We start from the raw sequence: 1,734 nt of genomic DNA, 5'->3' as shown, positions 1-1,734 counted from the left end.
GCCGCCAGCGCGGCCCGGCGCCGGCGCTCGGCGAAGGAGGCCACGCACACCCGCCGCGCCGCAGCGGTGCGGCGCACCACCTCCACCAGCGGCCCGACCGCGGCGGCGTCCTTGACGTCGACGTTGACGTGGACCCCGGGGAAGGCGTCGAGCACCTCCGCCAGCAGCGGCACCGGCTCGCGCCCACCCACCCGCGCCCGGCGCACCCGCTCCCACGGCAGGGCCGCGATGCGCCCGCGCGCGTCGCTGACCCGGTCCAGGTGCTCGTCGTGGAAGGCCACCAGCTGCCCGTCGGCGGTGGCGTGCACGTCGGTCTCCAGGTAGCGGTACCCGAGGTCGACGGCCGCGCCGAAGGCCACCAGCGTGTTCTCCAACCCGTCGCGGCTGAAACCCCGGTGCGCCATCGCGACCGGGTGCCCGGCGCTGAGGAAGGGATGGGTGCCGATCACCGGGGCAGTCTGCCCGCCCCCGCCGCCGGCCGGACCCCGCGGCGCGCGCAGGTCCCCCGAACGCCCCGCCCGGGCGCCCCGGACCCCGCCCGGACGCCCCAGGGACGCCCCGGGACGCAGCGCGCCCCCGTCCACCGGTGGACGGGGGCGCGCGGGCGGGCGCCGGGGGAGCGGCGGTCAGCCGGTGTACTCCCAGTGCCAGGGCTCGAAGGGACCGCTGCCACCGGGCCCGGCCCACGCCGGGTGCAGCCAGCCGTAGACGGCCGCGTTGCGCTTGAGCCAGTTGAACGTGGCCGAGCCGTAGACGTTCACCCCGTCGCACAGGTCGACGGCGATGCCCAGGCCGTGGCGGCTGGTGCCGGGCTTGGCGGCCAGGCCCGGCTTGCGGGCGGCCACCGAGATCTGGTCGGCCAGCGGCCGGTAGGAGTCGGTGACGCACATGGGGTGGCCGAACTCCTGCGAGTAGGCCTGGCTGAGCTGGTTGAAGGCGTGGGCGGCGTCGGCGCGCAGCACGTGCTTGGGCGCCCCCCACAGCGGGCACAGCGCGCTGCGCGGGATGGTGCCGTTGGCGTAGCCGCTGGTGTCGGAGCCCTTGCACTCCCCGACCTCCCCGACGAGCCCACCGGCGACCGACGTGCTGCCCCGGGCGGCCCGGGCGGCGGCCTCGGCCTGCGCCTGGGCCGCGGCCAGGTTGGCGGCGCGGGAGGCCTCGGAGCCGGCGGTGCCGTCGGCGGCGGCCTGCAGGACCAGCAGCTCGGCGAGCTTGTCCTTCTGCTGCAGCACGAGGGCGTCGGAGGTCTCCTTGGCCGCCTTCGCCTTGTCGGTCTCCGTGCGCGCGGCGGCCACGGCCTCGGCGGCCTTGCGCGTGGCGTCGGCCTGCTGCGCCTGCGCGGCGCGGAAGTCGTCCACCGCCTGGTCGCGGCCGCGACCGATGCGGTCGACGGAGGCCAGCAGGCTGGAGACGTCGTCGGTGGCCCGCCCCTCCAGCACGGTCACGAGGCTGGAGTACTGCTCCAGCGGACCGCCGTCCTTGTAGGCCGACGCCGCCCAGGCCCCCAGCTGCTGCTGACCCTCGGCGAGCTCGCGCTCGGCCTCGGCCAGGCGCTCGCGCTGGAGCTGCTCCTCCTCCTCGGCCTGCTGCTTGGCCAGCACCGCCGTCTGGTAGGCCTCCAGCGCTGCGTTGGCCTGCGCGGCCAGGGCGTCGAGCTCGGCCTGGGCCTGCGTCACCTTCGCCGCCGCGGCCGCCGCCGCGGCCGCCGCCGCCGCGGCGGCCTCGCGGGCCTCG

Annotated in this window: 2 protein-coding genes; both read right to left on the bottom strand. The window is 77.7% G+C overall.

Going from position 1 to position 1,734, the window contains the following annotated elements:
- Positions 1-404: glycerophosphodiester phosphodiesterase family protein (locus ABEB16_RS21400; protein ID WP_345714197.1), on the bottom strand; the 404-nt coding region annotated here is incomplete at its 3' end.
- Positions 405-626: 222 nt separating this feature from the next.
- Positions 627-1,734, bottom strand: a 1,108-nt coding sequence (locus ABEB16_RS21395) for a D-alanyl-D-alanine carboxypeptidase family protein (protein WP_345714196.1), incomplete at its 5' end; no start/stop codon positions are given.

The organism is Kineococcus glutinatus, from assembly GCF_039542765.1.
Classification (GTDB): domain Bacteria; phylum Actinomycetota; class Actinomycetes; order Actinomycetales; family Kineococcaceae; genus Kineococcus_A; species Kineococcus_A glutinatus.
The sequence above is the reverse complement of the archived record's forward strand: the minus strand, read 5'-3'. Positions and strand labels throughout refer to the sequence as shown.